The sequence below is a fragment of the Pseudonocardia sp. NPDC049154 genome, assembly GCF_040648315.1.
Classification (GTDB): domain Bacteria; phylum Actinomycetota; class Actinomycetes; order Mycobacteriales; family Pseudonocardiaceae; genus Pseudonocardia.
Genome location: NZ_JBEZDN010000020.1, coordinates 43530 through 57452 on the forward strand (window position 1 = coordinate 43530; position 13923 = coordinate 57452).

Annotated in this window: 14 protein-coding genes; 7 read left to right on the forward strand and 7 right to left on the reverse strand. The window is 74.6% G+C overall.

Annotation, left to right across the window (positions count from 1 at the left end; all coding sequences use genetic code 11):
- The first annotated feature begins 51 nt into the window (after window positions 1-51).
- Together AB0B41_RS13370 and AB0B41_RS13375 are read left to right on the forward strand one after the other, a co-directional pair.
- Complete coding sequence (locus tag AB0B41_RS13370) at window positions 52-594, forward strand: sigma-70 family RNA polymerase sigma factor (protein ID WP_358202463.1); 543 nt, start codon at window positions 52-54, stop codon at window positions 592-594.
- On the forward strand, window positions 591-1151 hold the full coding sequence (locus AB0B41_RS13375; RefSeq protein WP_358202465.1) for a VOC family protein: 561 nt from the start codon (window positions 591-593) through the stop codon (window positions 1149-1151). The genes AB0B41_RS13370 and AB0B41_RS13375 overlap by 4 nt, the downstream gene beginning before the upstream one ends.
- Before the next feature lies 1 nt (window position 1152).
- On the opposite strand, the gene AB0B41_RS13380 is transcribed toward AB0B41_RS13375, so the two are convergent.
- Window positions 1153-2322: a macrolide family glycosyltransferase gene (locus AB0B41_RS13380; RefSeq protein WP_358202467.1), complete on the reverse strand. Its 1170-nt coding sequence runs from the start codon at window positions 2320-2322 to the stop codon at window positions 1153-1155.
- Between the two features lie 132 nt (window positions 2323-2454).
- Window positions 2455-3180: an SDR family oxidoreductase gene (locus AB0B41_RS13385; RefSeq protein ID WP_358202469.1), complete on the reverse strand. Its 726-nt coding sequence runs from the start codon at window positions 3178-3180 to the stop codon at window positions 2455-2457.
- 101 nt (window positions 3181-3281) lie between these two features.
- Here AB0B41_RS13385 and AB0B41_RS13390 point away from each other — a divergent pair, with 101 nt between their 5' ends.
- Together AB0B41_RS13390 and AB0B41_RS13395 are read left to right on the forward strand one after the other, a co-directional pair.
- The gene (locus AB0B41_RS13390) at window positions 3282-4211 is read left to right on the forward strand and encodes a helix-turn-helix transcriptional regulator (protein ID WP_358202471.1); all 930 of its coding nucleotides are present in this window, start codon (window positions 3282-3284) and stop codon (window positions 4209-4211) included.
- Between the two features lie 22 nt (window positions 4212-4233).
- A complete protein-coding gene (locus AB0B41_RS13395; RefSeq protein WP_358202473.1) occupies window positions 4234-4632 on the forward strand; it encodes a DUF6401 family natural product biosynthesis protein in 399 nt (132 codons plus the stop codon).
- Here AB0B41_RS13395 and eutC read toward each other — a convergent pair.
- Genes eutC through eat form a run of 4 tightly spaced genes read right to left on the reverse strand, consistent with a single transcriptional unit; the run spans window position 4629 to window position 8363 of the window.
- On the reverse strand, window positions 4629-5378 hold the full coding sequence (eutC, locus tag AB0B41_RS13400; RefSeq protein ID WP_358202476.1) for an ethanolamine ammonia-lyase subunit EutC: 750 nt from the start codon (window positions 5376-5378) through the stop codon (window positions 4629-4631). The two genes, AB0B41_RS13395 and eutC, sit on opposite strands and share 4 nt — an antisense overlap.
- Window positions 5375-5560, reverse strand: coding sequence for a hypothetical protein (locus tag AB0B41_RS13405; RefSeq protein WP_358202478.1), 186 nt, complete (start codon window positions 5558-5560; stop codon window positions 5375-5377). The genes eutC and AB0B41_RS13405 overlap by 4 nt, the downstream gene beginning before the upstream one ends.
- Window positions 5557-6936, reverse strand: coding sequence for an ethanolamine ammonia-lyase subunit EutB (locus AB0B41_RS13410; RefSeq protein WP_358202480.1), 1380 nt, complete (start codon window positions 6934-6936; stop codon window positions 5557-5559). Before AB0B41_RS13410 ends, AB0B41_RS13405 begins: the two co-directional genes overlap by 4 nt.
- Window positions 6933-8363, reverse strand: a complete 1431-nt coding sequence (gene eat / locus AB0B41_RS13415; RefSeq protein ID WP_358202483.1) for an ethanolamine permease — start codon at window positions 8361-8363, stop codon at window positions 6933-6935. The genes AB0B41_RS13410 and eat overlap by 4 nt, the downstream gene beginning before the upstream one ends.
- Window positions 8364-8529: 166 nt before the next feature.
- Here eat and AB0B41_RS13420 point away from each other — a divergent pair, with 166 nt between their 5' ends.
- The gene (locus tag AB0B41_RS13420; RefSeq protein WP_358202485.1) at window positions 8530-10635 is read left to right on the forward strand and encodes a copper-translocating P-type ATPase; all 2106 of its coding nucleotides are present in this window, start codon (window positions 8530-8532) and stop codon (window positions 10633-10635) included.
- A gap of 207 nt (window positions 10636-10842) precedes the next feature.
- The gene (locus AB0B41_RS13425; protein ID WP_358202487.1) at window positions 10843-10998 is read left to right on the forward strand and encodes a hypothetical protein; all 156 of its coding nucleotides are present in this window, start codon (window positions 10843-10845) and stop codon (window positions 10996-10998) included.
- A gap of 199 nt (window positions 10999-11197) precedes the next feature.
- Here AB0B41_RS13425 and AB0B41_RS13430 read toward each other — a convergent pair whose 3' ends face one another.
- A complete protein-coding gene (locus AB0B41_RS13430; protein WP_358202489.1) occupies window positions 11198-12205 on the reverse strand; it encodes a LacI family DNA-binding transcriptional regulator in 1008 nt (335 codons plus the stop codon).
- A 63-nt stretch (window positions 12206-12268) separates the two neighbouring features.
- Here AB0B41_RS13430 and AB0B41_RS13435 point away from each other — a divergent pair, with 63 nt between their 5' ends.
- The gene (locus AB0B41_RS13435; RefSeq protein WP_358202491.1) at window positions 12269-13906 is read left to right on the forward strand and encodes a glycoside hydrolase family 13 protein; all 1638 of its coding nucleotides are present in this window, start codon (window positions 12269-12271) and stop codon (window positions 13904-13906) included.
- The last annotated feature ends 17 nt before the right edge of the window (window positions 13907-13923 follow it).

A 13923-nucleotide genomic window follows, 5' to 3' on the forward strand; every position in this document is an offset into this window, starting at 1 on the left:
CGATCGGGTGAACGACCGTCGGAGCGCCGCCGCGCCGTCCGATGGAGGGGTGTGAGCGGACCGCAGGGCCCCACGAGCGGGGTCGAGCCCGAGCCGGGGCTCGACCTGCTCGCCCTGTACGACTCCGCGCTGCCCGAGATCTACGGCTACCTGCTGGCCCGCTGCGGCCGGCGGTCGCTCGCCGAGGACCTCACGGCGGACGTGTTCCTGGCCGCCGTCGCGGCGTGCCGGTCCGGGACGCCGCGGGTCAGCACGGCATGGCTGGTCGGGATCGCCCGGCACAAGCTCGTCGACCACTGGCGGTCGCTGGAGATCCGGGACCGCGCGCTGCGGGTGCTGGAGGCCCCGGAGGCCGAGGACCCGTGGGAGGCGGAGCTCGACGCCCTGCTCGCCCGCGAGGTCCTCGACGCGCAGGCGCCGCAGCACCGGGCCGCGCTGACCCTGCGCTACCTCGACGGGCTCTCCGTGCCGGAGGTCGCCGAGGTGCTGGGCCGGACGGTGCACGCCACCGAGGCCCTGCTCGTCCGGGCGCGGAGCGCGTTCCGGCGCAGCTACGCCGCTCACACCGACATGACGGGAGGAGGCCCGGCATGAGCGACCCGCTGGACGTCCTCCGCGAGCCGATCCGGCCCGAGCGCCCCGATCCGGGGTTCGCCGCGCGGCTGCGCGAGCGCCTCGAACGACTGGTGCTCGGACCCGAGAGCGAGGAGAGCCGCGTGAGCCTGACCGACGAGTCCGCGACCACCGCCGCGGCGGCACTGCCGCTGCACACCCTGACCCCGTACCTGGCCGTACCCGACGCCGAGGCCGCCCTCGACTTCTACGTCGACGTGTTCGGCGCGGTCCGCCGCGGCGAGCCGATCGTGATGCCGGACGGGCGGATCGGGCACGCCGAGATGGCACTCGGCGACTCGGTCGTGATGCTCGCCGGGGAGTTCCCCGAACTGGGGCTGCGGGCCCCCGCACCGGGCGCGGTGTCGGTGTCGCTGCGGCTCGAGGTCGCCGATCCCGACGCCGTGGTGGCGCGGGCGGTCGCGCGGGGCGCCCACCTGGAGCGGCCGGTCACGGATTCGCCCTACGGGCGCGGCGGCGTCGTCGTCGACCCCGCCGGGCACCGCTGGATGATCTCCCGCGAGCCCGGCGGCTCCTGACTCACCCGGGCAGCAGCGCCTCCACCAGGTCGGCCGCGGCCCGCGCGCCGCCCTCCGCCCGGACCTCGGCGCGCAGGGCGGCACAGCGGGCCGCCACCTCCGGCGATCCGGTGAGCTCGAGCAACGCCTGCCGCAACCGCTCCGGCGTCACCTCCTCCCGCGGGACGTGCCGGCCGACCCCGAGCGCCTCGAGCAGTGCCGCGTTGCCGAACTGGTCGACCGCCTGCGGCACCGCGATCACCGGGACGCCCTGGTACAGCGCCTCCGAACAGCCGCCGGAGCCGGCGTGCGTCACGAAGGCGCGGGCGTGCCCGAGCGCCGCGAACTGCGGCACCCACCGGTGGACCTCGACGTTCACCGGCAGCGGCCCGATCTCCGCGGCCGACACGTGCGCTCCCGCGGCGATCACCACGCGCCACCCGAGCGGCGCGAACGCCTCGACGCACGCCCGGTAGAAGTCCGGCTGACGGGTGTAGTTCGACCCCAGCGACACCAGCACCATCGGCTCCGTGCCCGACGAGCCGGCCTGCCACTCCTCGTGCCGCCGGTCCAGCGCCGGCCCGACGAACGTGTACACGCGCTCGTCGACCCGGTCGGCGTTCGGCTGCATGGCCCGCGGGATCTCCACGAGGCAGCGCGGCGGCCGGCCGGCGAACTCGTCCGGTGTGAGCGCGATGCCGAGCCCGTCGAGCCACGCCTGGAAACGCCGCTGGTAGGCGGCGTGCTCGGGGGTGTCGCGGAAGGCCAGCGCCTCGGCCATGTCCTCCTCGAACCCCTCCCACGCCACCATCGACGGCGAGAGCTGGACCAGCGGCAGGCACCACCGCGCGGCGAGGGCGCGGCCGGGGTAGCCGCCGATGTCGTAGAGCACGAGGTCGGGCGGGTCGTCGGCGAGCGCCTTCTCGACCTGGGGGTACACGTGCTCGGCCTCGTCGAGGAAGATCGACATACCGGCGACGGGGTCCTCCGGCCACGACTCGCCCCGCGACTCGTCCGGCACCACCGAGTCGACGACGAGCGGGACCGCGCCCGCCGCCGCGACGGTCGCGGCGAAGAAGCCGGGGATCACCCAGGAGACGCGGTGGCCGCGTTCGGCCAGCTCGGCGACGACGCCCAGGTGCGGGTTGGTGTGGCCGTGCGCGCCGACGCCGGCCATGAGGATGTGCGACAAGGGGACTCCAGGAGCTCTGCGGGGTGCGACGGACATGCGGACGACCCCGCGCGGGAGGCGGGGTCGTCGCGGCCTCACTCAGCCGTAGAGCTGCTGGATCACGGCGCGAAGGCTAGTGGTGACGGCGCAGCATCACCACGGGATTACCCCGCCGCGGTCGCGGTAGGTGCCCGTCGGCCCGTCGGGCCCGACCTGCGCGAGCTCCACGATCGCGTCCGTCCCCTCGGTCACGGTCTGGGGGCCGCTGTGCCCGTTGAGGTCCGTGGCGGTGTAGCCGGGATCGGCGGCGTTGACCCGGAACCGCGGCAGCGCCCTGGCGTACTGCGTCGTGATCATGTTCAGCGCGGACTTCGACGACGGGTAGGTCAGCGACAGGATCTGCGACTCGATCCGGGACGGGTCCGCGGTGATCGTCAGGGAGCCCAGCCCGCTGGACACCATCACGATCCGCGGCGCCGCCGAGCGCTCCAGCAGCGGCACGAAGGCGCGGGTCACCCGGACCGGCCCGAAGACGTTGGTCTCGAAGACCTCCCGCATCGCGTCGGCGCCGGTCTCCCGCGGCTCGACACGGGGGCCGGTGATGCCGGCGTTGTTGACCAGGACGTCGAGCCGGCCGTGCCGCTGCTCGACCTCCTTCGCGGCGGCCTCCACGGACTCGTCGGAGGTGACGTCGATCGGCAGCACCTCGACCGAGCCCTCCGGCTCGGCTCCCTGCAGTTCGTCCACCGTCGCGGCGCCGCGCCCGGCGTCCCGCGACCCCAGCAGCACCGTCCAGCCCAGCGCGGCGAGGCGGCGGACCGTCTCGCGGCCCAGCCCCTTGTTGGCCCCGGTCACCAGGGCGATCGTGTTCTCGCTCATGACCCCACCGTGCGCCGGGGTCCCGGGGGCGACCAGGTCCGGCGGATCGTGGGACCCGCGGTACCAGGCTGGGCCCGCCGCCGCCCGGCATGCTGGAGGACGTGGACCGGACGGAACTGGGCAGGACCCTGCGGACGTGGCGGGAGCGGCTGCGCCCCGCCGACCTGGGCCTGCCCGCGGGCACCCGCCGCCGTACCCCCGGCCTGCGCCGCGAGGAGGTCGCGCAGGTCGCCGGGATCTCCGTCGACTACCTGACGCGACTCGAGCAGGGCCGCGGCCCCCACCCGTCCGACGCCGTGCTGGGGGCGCTGGGCCGGGCGCTGCGGCTGAGCACGGACGAACGGGACCACCTGTTCACGCTCGGCGGGGTGCGGCCGCCGGCACCGGGCACGATCTCGGCCGAGCCGCGGCCCAGCCTGCTGCGGCTGATGGACCGGCTGACCGATCTGCCGGTGCTGCTGTTCAACGCCCGGACGGACGTGCTGGCCTGGAACGCGATGGCCGCCGCCCTGCTCGGCGACCTGTCGGCGGTGCCACCCGCGGAGCGCAACATGGCCTGGCTGGCCTTCCTCGGGCCCGGCAGCCGGGTCGTGACGGACGACGCCGCCGAGCGCGACCGCCTCGACCGCGCGCTCGTCTCGGACCTGCGCAGCTCCTCGGCCCGCTATCCGGACGACCCGGGCCTCCACCGGCTGATCGCGACCCTGGAGAAGGGCAGCGAGCGCTTCGCCCGCATGTGGGCCGAGCGGACGGTGCGCGTGCGCCACGGCGACCGCAAGCGCATCCGGCACCCGCAGGTCGGCGAGCTGACGCTGGACTGCGACACCCTGCACGACGCCTTCGACGACCAGATGCTGCTCGTCTACTCGGCCGCGCCGGGCACGCCGGAGGCCGAGGCGCTCGCCCTCCTGCGGGTCCTCGGGATCGAGCCACACGGCGAGGTGAACGGCGTGGCGGACGGTCGGCCGGACCGGGCTCCCGACCGGCGCGCCACGCCGACCGATCGGCTCACGGATCACCCGATCCGGTGAAATCGCTGGCTACGATTTGCGCGTGAGCCTGCTGCGGGATCTGCGCGCCGCCGTCGTCGAGTGGAAAGCCCACCGCCTCCTCCGCCGCCTGATGGAGACGGTCGGCCGGCCGGGACTCCGGGCGGTCGCGGCCGAGCCGGCCCTCGCGGCCGTCGTCGACCAGCACGCGGCGGCGGTGCGGGACATCGTGCGGGACGGCATGCGCCGCTCCGGCGGGGGCTCCGTCGCCACCCTGACCCCGACCCACACCACCGCCGGCGGTGCCGTGCGGCTGGCCGCCTACGCCCGCTCCCTGCTCGACGAGCAGCGCCGCAGCGGGGCCACGATCGCGTTGCCGCAGAACGGGATCTGGCGCCCGACGGACTGGGCGACGCTGCGCCTGATCGCCGTGTGCCAGCTGGCCTCGCGCGGCGCCGTCTAGGTCTCCCGGGCCTCCAGCGCCGGGTCGACCTTGAGCCGCACCCCGGACAGGCGCAGCCGCCGCGACTCCGTGAGCAGCATCGCGAGGGTGGTCGCGGCGGCCTCGTAGCCGGTGCCGTGCGGCGGGCGGATGTTGGACAGGCAGTTGCGCTCGGAGTCCCGGCGGCCGCGCCGGGGGTCGTAGGTCAGGTACGCGCCCAGCGAGTCCGTCGAGCTCATCCCCGGCCGCTCCCCCACCAGCACGACCACCGCCTTCGCCCCGAGGGCCGCGCCGATCTCGTCGCCCAGCGCCACGCGCGCCTGGGTGGCGACGACGACCGGGGCGATCCGCCAGCCGTCCAGCCGGGCCAGGACCTCGCGCAGCAGCGGCGCGGCGTGCCGATGCACGGCGAGCGGGGAGAGCCCGTCGGCGACCACGAAGGCCACGTCGTACTCCCCCGGCGCGAGGTCGTCGGCGCCGGCGAGCCGTCGGCCCAGGTCGGGACGCTGGAGGTACTCGGCACGGTCGTGCGCGGCGCTCGTCGCGGTGTGGACCTCGAGGCCCAGCCCGCCGAGCTCGTCGACGACCGCGTCGACGTCGAGGGGCGCGTGCACGGCGTCCCGGGCGGCCGCGTGCGCGGCCCGCAGCGGCAGCAGCTCGGCGGTCGGCAGGGCGTCGCCGGCGCGACCCAGCGCCACGCGGGCACGGGTGGCCGCGCGCAGCCGGGCGAACGGGTCGACCGGCCCGTCCGTCGCGGGGACCGTCACAGCAGGGCTTCCAGCTCGTCCTCACCCTTCGGTGAGTCCGGACCCGCCCCGTCGGCCTCCTCCTCGGCCAGCAGCGCGTCGATGTCGTCGAGCACCCCGCCGCCGGGGGTCCGCGGGCCGACCGGACGCGAGCCCGTCGCCTCCGCCGCCCGGCGCCGCCACGCGGCGGCCCGGTCCGTCACCGCACACCCGCCGTGAGCGCCCGCAGCGCGGACGAGTCCGCGCCCAGCTCCCTGATCCGCCCGTCTCCGGTCATGAGCTCCATCCGTTCCAGCCAGGCCGCGAACTCGGGCGCCGGGGCGAGCCCCAGCACCTGCCGTGCGTACAGCGCATCATGGAAGGACAGCGACTGGTAGTGCAGCATCACGTCGTCGCCGCCGGGCACGCAGATCACGAACGAGCAGCCCGCCACCCCGAGCAGCGTGAGCAGGGTGTCGGTGTCGTCCGCGTCGGCCTCGGCGTGGTTGGTGTAGCAGACGTCGACGCCCATCGGGACGCCGAGCACCGTGCCGCAGAAGTGGTCCTCCAGCCCGGCGCGGGTGATCTGCTTGCCGTCGTACAGGTACTCCGGGCCGATGAACCCGACGACCGTGTTGACCAGCAGCGGGTCGAACGCCCGGGCCACCCCGTAGGCCCGCGCCTCGAGGGTCTGCTGGTCCACGCCGTGGTGCGCGTCGGCGGACAGCGCGGCGCCCTGGCCGGTCTCGAAGTACATGCAGTTCGTGCCGACGGTGCCGCGGTTCAGCGCGAGCGCCGCCTCGTGCGCCTCGCGGAGCAGGTCGAGCGTCACGCCGAAGCCCTCGTTGGCCGCCTGCGTGCCGTCGATCGACTGGAACACCAGGTCGACCGGCGCGCCCCGCTGCATGATCTCCAGCGACGTGGTGACGTGCGCGAGCACGCAACTCTGCGTCGGGATGTCGTAGCGGGCCCGGACCTCGTCGAGCAGGTGCAGCAGGTCGGTGGTGCGCTGCGGCGAGTCGGTGGCGAGGTTGATCCCGATGACGGCGTCGCCGCAGCCGAGCAGCAGACCGTCCACGATGGACGCCGTGACGCCCACCGGGTCGTCGGTCGGGTCGTTGGGCTGCAGGCGCGTCGCCATCGTGCCGGGCAGCCCGACGGTGGAGCGGAACGCCGTCACCACCGGGGTGCGGCGGGCCACCGCGATCAGGTCCTGGACCCGCATGAGCTTGCTGGTGGCCGCCACCATCTCGGGGGTGAGGCCGTCCCGGAGCGCCGTCGTGTCGGTGCCGGGATCGAGCAGGTGGTCGCGGAGCTCCCCGACCGTCATCGCCGCCAGCGGGGCGAACGCCACGGCGTCGTGGCCGTCGACGATCAGCCGGGTGACCTCGTCCGTCTCGTAGGGGACGACCTGTTCCTCCAGGATCGTCGCCAGCGGCAGGTCGGCGAGGATCTCCTGGGCGGCGACCCGCTCCTGCTCCGAGGCCGCCGCGATCCCGGCCAGGACGTCGCCCGACCGCTCCGGCGTGGCCGCCGCGAGCAGGGCCTTGAGGTCCCCGAACTCGTAGGTGTGTCCGCCGAGGGTCGTCCGACGTCTCATTCGAGGTCCCTCTCGGCCGCGGCCAGGGCGGCGAACTCCTCGTCCGGCGCGCTCGCCACCAGGTGGTGCCGACTGTAGAAGCCGAAGTAGGCCATGAACAACGCGAACGCGCCGAGCGTGCAGAGGGCGGCCACGCTGTCGACGAGGAAGGTCGCGATCACGGCGATCACCGCGATGACCAGCGCGAACCCGGTGGTCCAGACGCCGCCCGGGGTGCGGTACGGGCGCGGCATGTCCGGCTCGCGGCGGCGCAGCACGATGTGGCTGACCATCATCAGCACGTAGCTGAGCGCGGCGCCGAACACCGCCATGTTCAGCAGCGTCGCGCCCTGTCCGGTCAGGGAGAGCAGGAAGCCGACGATCCCGGGCACGATCAGCGCGAGCGTCGGGGCCTTGCGCCCGTTGGTGACCGACAGGACCCGCGGCAGGTAGCCCGCGCGGGACAGGGCGAAGGTCTGCCGGGAGTAGGCGTAGATGATCGAGAAGAAGCTCGCGACCAGGCCGGCGAGGCCGATGTAGTTGACGGCGGTCGCGGCCGCGCCGTCGCCGAGTGCCTCGACGAGCGGGTTGCCGGACCCCGACAGCGCGCTCGCGCCCAGCGCCCCGGTGGAGAGCACGAGCACCAGGGCCCCCGTCACGACGAGCACGACCATGCTCGCGACGATGCCCTTCGGCACGTTCCTCTCCGGCTCGGCGGCCTCCTCGGCGGCGAGCGGAACCCCCTCGACGGCGAGGAAGAACCAGATCGCGAAGGGCACGGCCGCCCAGATGCCGAGCGGGCCGAACGGCAGGAAGGGCGATGCGCCGGCGGCGTCCGACGGCGGGATGTCGGTCAGGTTGGCCGCGTCGAACAGCGGGATCGCCGCGACGGCGAAGACGACGAGCCCGACGACGGCGATCGCCGTGATCACGAACATGACCTTCAGCGCCTCGCCGATACCGGAGAGGTGGATCGCGATGAAGATCAGGTACGCCGCCAGGTAGACCCACCAGCCGTCGGTGATCCCGAAGAGGTTCAACGACTCCGTGTAGGCGCCGATGAACGTCGCGATCGCCGCGGGCGCGATGGCGTACTCGATGAGGATCGCCGTGCCCGTCGCGAAGCCACCCCAGGGGCCGAGGGCGCGGCGGGCGAAGGTGTAGCCGCCGCCCGCCGCCGGCAGCGCGCTCGACAGCTCCGCCATGCCGAGCACCATCGCGACGTACATGGCCGCGATGACGACCCCGGCGATCAGCAGCCCGCCGAACCCGCCCTCGGCCAGCCCGAAGTTCCAGCCCGAGTAGTCGCCGGAGATCACGTAGCCGACGCCGAGGCCCGCCAGCAGCACCCAGCCCGCGGCACCCTTCCGCAGCTGGCGCCGGGCGAGGTACTCGCTACCGGTCGGGATGTCGCTCCCCGTGCCCTCGCCCGTGGGGGTGGTGCTCACGTGGCCTCCCGCGTCGCTCTGGTACGGCACCGGTCCGGTACCGCCCGAACGGTACGAACGCGTGATTGCCGGCGGCTCACGACGACGTTTCCAGCCTCGTCAGGAATACCCGTGGGGGGTATGGTCGTTCGTGCGGGCACGAACGCGGACCGACCAGGAGGCGGGGATGGACCACCAGGAGCACGGTGTCGCGACGCCCGGGAAGACGTCGCACGACGAGCACGCCGGGCACGCGACCCACGAGGAGCACGGCGGTCAGGAGGCGCACGCAGGTCACGGGGCCCATGCCGAGCACGGGGGGCACGGCGCCCACGGGGGGCACGGGGACCACGCCGCCCAGTTCCGCGACCGGTTCTGGTGGAACCTCGCGCTGGCCGCCCCTGTGGTGGCGTTCAGCCCGATGTTCGCCGACCTGCTGGGCTACGAGCTGCCCGGCTGGACGTGGTGGATCTCGCCGCTGCTCGGCACCGTCGTCTTCCTCTGGGGCGGCGCGCCCTTCCTGACCGGCGCGTGGTCGGAGATCAAGGCCCGGCAGCCCGGGATGATGCTGCTCATCGGCCTGGCGATCACGGTCGCGTTCGTCGCGAGCGCGCTCACCACCGCCGGCCTGCTGATGCTCGACTTCTGGTGGGAGCTCGCGCTCCTGGTCGTGATCATGCTGCTCGGGCACTGGCTGGAGATGCGCGCGCTCGGGCAGGCGTCCGGCGCCCTCGACGCACTCGCCGCCCTGCTACCGGACTCCGCGGAGCGCGTCACGGACGCCGGCGTGGAGGAGGTCCCGCTCGACGCCCTGGTCGCGGGCGACACCGTCCTCGTCCGGTCGGGCGGGCGGGTACCCGCCGACGGCGTGGTCGTCGACGGCGAGGCCGCGGTCGACGAGTCGATGATCACCGGTGAGTCCCGGACCGTCACGCGGCGGGTGGGCGACCGCGTCGTCGCCGGGACGGTGGCCACGGACTCGGCGGTCCGCGTGCGCGTCGACAAGGTCGGCGAGGACACGGCGATGGCGGGGATCCGCCGGCTCGTCGAGCAGGCGCAGACCTCGCGGTCCCGCGCCCAGGCGCTGGCCGATCGGGCCGCGGCGCTGCTGTTCTGGTTCGCGTCGGGCGTCGCGGTGGTGACGTTCGTGGTGTGGGTCCTGCTCGGCGACGTCTCGGCCGCGGTCGAGCGCACCGTCACCGTCCTGGTGATCTCCTGCCCGCACGCGCTGGGCCTGGCGATCCCGCTGGTCATCGCGATCTCGACGGCGCGGGCGGCGCGTACCGGCATCCTCGTCAAGGACCGGCTGGCGCTGGAGCGGATGCGCAAGGTCGACGCCGTGCTGTTCGACAAGACCGGCACACTGACCACCGGGCGGCCCGCCGTCGTCGGGACGGTGGGGGCGGCGGAGACCCTGCCGCTGGCCGCCGCCGTCGAGGCCGACAGCGAACACCCGCTGGCGAAGGCGATCGTGGCGGCCGCGCGGGAGACCGTCCCCGCGGCTCCGCGGGCGACCGGCTTCCGCTCGCTCACCGGACGGGGCGTCCGGGCCCAGGTCGACGGCGCGGAGGTCGCGGTCGGCGGTCCCGGGCTGCTCCGCGAGACGGGGACCTCGGACGTCCCGTCGGAGGTGACGGACAGGGCCGAGGAGTGGGCGGCCGCGGGCAGCACCGTGCTGTACGTGCTGCGCGACGGTGCCGTGGTGGGCGCCCTCGCCCTGGCCGACGCCGTCCGCACCGAGTCCAAGGCCGCCGTCCGCGCCCTGCACGACCGCGGCGTCCGTGCGGTGATGATCACGGGCGACGCCCGCCCGGTGGCGGAGGCCGTGGGCGCCGAGGTGGGGGTCGACGAGGTGTTCGCCGAGGTCCTGCCCGAGGACAAGGACGCGGCGGTCGCACGGCTGCAGGAGCGCGGCCACACGGTCGCGATGGTCGGCGACGGCGTCAACGACGCCCCCGCCCTGGCCCGCGCGGACGTCGGCATCGCGATCGGCGCCGGCACGGACGTCGCCATCGAGTCCGCCGGCGTGGTCCTCGCCTCCGACGACCCGCGTGCGGTGCTGTCGGTGATCGAGCTGTCCCGCGCCGGCTACCGCAAGATGCTGCAGAACCTGGCCTGGGCCACGGGCTACAACCTGATCAGCGTCCCGCTGGCCGCGGGCGTGCTGGCCGGGGTCGGGTTCGTGCTGCCGCCGGCGGTCGGGGCGATCCTGATGAGCCTCTCGACGATCGTCGTCGCGGCCAACGCCCAGCTCCTCCGCCGGGTCGACCTCCGCCCCGACCACCTGGCCTGACCCACCCGTTGCGCACCATCGAAGATCGCCGCTCCTGGAACGGAGACCGCGGTGATCGCGGACTCCGCTCCACGACCGGCGATCACGGCAGCCATCCGGCGACGCGATCATGGGTCTGTCCTTCGGCCCGATGGCCGCCTTCCTGCCCGAGCTGTTCGCCACCCGCACCCGCATTCCGGCGCGTCGATCGCCCACAGCCTCGGCGGCGTGCTGGGAGGTGCGGTCCCGCCGCGGGTGGCGACCTCGCTGAAGAGCGGTTTCGGCGGCATCGCGATCGGGCTCTACCTCTCGTCGATGCCGGTGATCAGCCTGCTCTGCGTGCTGGCGCCGGCCGAGACCCGCGACCGGGACCTCACCGGCTGATCGTCCGCTGCCCGCGGCCCCGGGGATCGGCGGCGCGGCGAACTCCAGCTCGAACCCGAGCTGCTCGCCCTCCGGCGCGTTGGGCGCGCGGTAGTGCCCCTTCACCCAGCCCAGCGCACGCGGGTGGCCGTGCACGAACATCGCGGCCCTCCCTTCGCGGCCCGTACCCAGTGCAGCACGCCCCACCGACAGAAACCGCTCAGGAGCGCGGCGGCCCGCTCGTCCCGCGCACGACCAGCCGGGTGGGCAGATCGACGTCCGGGACCTCGTCCAGCCCCCCGGCCAGCGCGTCGAGCAGCAGCGCCGCGGCCCGTTCGCCCTGCTCACGGGCCGATTGCGCAATGGTGGTGAGGTCGGCGAACTCGGCCACCGCCTGGTCGTCGAACCCGACGACGGACATCTGGCCGGGCACGTCGAGCCCGGCCCGCCGCAGCGTCCGCAGGGCGCCGAGGGCCATCTCGTCGGACATCGCGAGCAGGGCGGTGGGCAGCCGGGGTCCGCTGAGCAGCCGCTCGACCGCCCGGGCGCCCGCGACGGCGTCGTGCCCGGCCGGGATCACCCACTCCGGCCGCAGCGGCAGCCCGGCCTCCGCGAGGGCCGCGGTGAACCCGGCGCGCCGGGCGTCCGTGGTGTCCCGGCCGACCGTGTCGTCGGGGTCGAACGACAGCAGCCCGATCTCCGTGTGCCCCAGCCCGACCAGGTGCCGCACCGCGGTCGCGGCGCCCGCGCGGTCGTCGATCCCCACCCGCGGCCTCCCCGGGAACGTCCCGCCGACGACGGCGATCGGCACCGCGAGCCGCTCCAGCACCTCCCGCTCCGCCCGGGTGAACGACGACGCCACGACGATCAGCCCGGCGACGGCCCAGCGCTCCAGCGTGGCGAAGACGTGCGCGCGACCCTCGGGATCGCCGACGTTGTGCAGCAGCAGCTGGTACCCACCGGAGCGCAGCACCTTCTCCACCCCGCCCACGGCCTCGGCGAAGAACCAGGCCGACGGGAAGCGGGCGAGCGCCGCGACCGCGGGTGGTGCGGCCCGGCGGACCGGGCGCTCGGGCGGCAGGTAGGCCAGCTCCGCGACGGCACGCCGGATGCGTTCCTGCGTGTCCGCGGAGACGTAGGACGTCCCCGACAGCGACCGCGAGACGGTCGACGGCGCGACGCCGGCGAGGCGCGCCACGTCCCGGATGCTGGCCCGTCGCCTGTCCATCCCGCCTCCCCGCCGTACCTGTGGAACAGTATGGAACAGCAGGCAACGCGAGCGGGAGGTTCCATGTCCGACACGGCCGCGTGGTGGCGGAGCGCCGTGATCTACCAGGTGTACATCCGCAGCTTCGCCGACGGCGACGGCGACGGCATCGGCGACGTCGCCGGCCTTCGGCAGCGCCTGGACCACCTCGCCGACCTCGGCGTCGACGCGATCTGGATCAACCCGTGGTACCCGTCGCCGCTGGCCGACGCCGGCTACGACGTGTCCGACTACCGGGACATCGACCCCCGTTTCGGCACGCTGGCCGACGCCGAGGCGCTCGTCCGCGAGGCCCACGAGCGGAACCTGCGGATCATCCTCGACATCGTCCCGAACCACACCTCGAGCGAGCACGCGTGGTTCCGGGAGGCGCTGCGGGCCGGCCCCGGCTCCCCCGAGCGGGACCGCTACATCTTCCGGCCCGGCCGCGGGCCCGGCGGCGACGAGCCGCCCAACGACTGGCGCGCGATGTTCGGCGGCGGCGCGTGGACCCGCGTCACCGAGCCCGACGGGGCGCCCGGCGAGTGGTACCTGCACCTGTTCGACGTCGAGCAGCCCGACCTGAACTGGGAGAACCCGGAGGTCCGCGCCGACTTCGAGAAGACCCTGCGGTTCTGGTTCGACCGCGGGGTGGACGGTTTCCGGATCGACGTCGCCAACTCGCTGATCAAGGAGCAGGGGCTCCCGGACGTCGGCGACCGGCAGCACCACGACCCGGGCCCGCACCCGCACTGGGACCGCGACGAGGTGCACGACGTCTACCGCGAGTGGCGCGCGGTCGCCGACACCTACGACCCGCCGAAGGTGTTCGTGGCCGAGGCGTGGGTGCCCGAGGCGGACCGTTTCGCCCGCTACCTGCGGCCGGACGAGCTGCACACCGCGTTCAACTTCGACTTCCTCAAGGCGGCCTGGCTCGCCCCGGCACTGCGCGAGTCCGTCGAGCGCACCCTGCGCGAGCACGCCGTCGTCGGGGCGCCGCCGACCTGGGTGCTGTCCAACCACGACGTCGCGCGACACACCTCCCGCCTGGCCCGCGACCCCGCCGCCGGCATCGGCACCTCGCTCGACTCGATGATCGACCTCCCGGCGGACCTGGAGGCCGGCCTGCGCCGCGCCCGTGCCGCCGCGCTGCTGATCTTCGCGCTGCCCGGCGGCGCCTACGTCTACCAGGGCGACGAGCTGGGCCTGCCCGAGGTCGAGGACCTGCCGGAGGCGTCCCTGGACGACCCGACCTGGCGGCGTTCGGGGCACACCCAGCGCGGCCGGGACGGCTGCCGCGTCCCGCTCCCGTGGTCCGGCGACGGTCCGCCGTTCGGCTTCGGCCCGGGCGACGACCAGCCGTGGCTCCCGCAGCCCGAGTGGTTCTCCCGGTTCACCGTGGAGCGCGCGGACAAGGACCCGGAGTCGATACTCGCGCTCTACCGGCGGGCGCTGCGGATCCGCCGCGAGACGGCCGCACTGGGCGACGGGCCGCTGACCTGGCTCGACGTCCCTCCCGGCGCCCTCGGCTTCGCCCGCGACCCCGGCTTCGCGCTGCTGCTCAACGTCGACGCCGAGCCGTTCGCCCTCCCCGAGGGCGCCGAGGTGCTGCTGGCCAGCGGCCCACTGACCGACGACGGATTGCTCCCGCAGGACACGTCGGTCTGGCTGCACGTCGCATAGCCGCTGCTCCGGATGCG

Coding starts and splice junctions, on each gene's coding strand:
- AB0B41_RS13375 (WP_358202465.1), top strand. CDS start 591: ATGAGCGACCCGCTGGACGTCCTCCGCGAGCCGATCCGGCCCGAGCGC.
- AB0B41_RS13385 (WP_358202469.1), bottom strand. CDS start 3,180: ATGAGCGAGAACACGATCGCCCTGGTGACCGGGGCCAACAAGGGGCTG.
- AB0B41_RS13410 (WP_358202480.1), bottom strand. CDS start 6,936: ATGAGACGTCGGACGACCCTCGGCGGACACACCTACGAGTTCGGGGAC.
- AB0B41_RS13420 (WP_358202485.1), top strand. CDS start 8,530: ATGGACCACCAGGAGCACGGTGTCGCGACGCCCGGGAAGACGTCGCAC.
- AB0B41_RS13430 (WP_358202489.1), bottom strand. CDS start 12,205: ATGGACAGGCGACGGGCCAGCATCCGGGACGTGGCGCGCCTCGCCGGC.
- AB0B41_RS13435 (WP_358202491.1), top strand. CDS start 12,269: ATGTCCGACACGGCCGCGTGGTGGCGGAGCGCCGTGATCTACCAGGTG.